The sequence below is a fragment of the Erythrobacter donghaensis genome, from assembly GCF_001557325.1.
GTDB classification, from domain to species: Bacteria; Pseudomonadota; Alphaproteobacteria; order Sphingomonadales; family Sphingomonadaceae; genus Erythrobacter; species Erythrobacter donghaensis_B.
The window spans coordinates 1-276 of record NZ_LSJS01000067.1; the positions used below are offsets into that span (position 1 = coordinate 1).

General features: G+C 65.6%; 1 pseudogene. It reads right to left on the reverse strand.

What is annotated here, in order from left to right:
• Positions 1–276: pseudogene (locus AX692_RS19980) on the reverse strand (methylase); the annotation flags it as partial.

Genomic DNA, 276 nt, shown 5'->3' on the forward strand with positions numbered 1-276 from the left:
GCCGCTTGCTGCGCCCGGTCACCTCGGCGACCTTCTCCGGTCCATAGTGCTCGATGATCCCGTCCAGGGCAGGCTTGATCGGCGGCATGGCGCACAGGTGCTCGATCATCTCGGCGCGGCGGGCGATCGCAGTCTGGTTGTGGACTGGTCGGCCTTCCTCGTCGAACATCGGTGCCGAGCGCTGGGTGCCGGTATCATCGACGAATACCTGCATCTGTTGCGTGGGGAAGGCGCGCTCAAGGTACTCGATCACGGCGTCGAGCGGGCTGAGGTCGA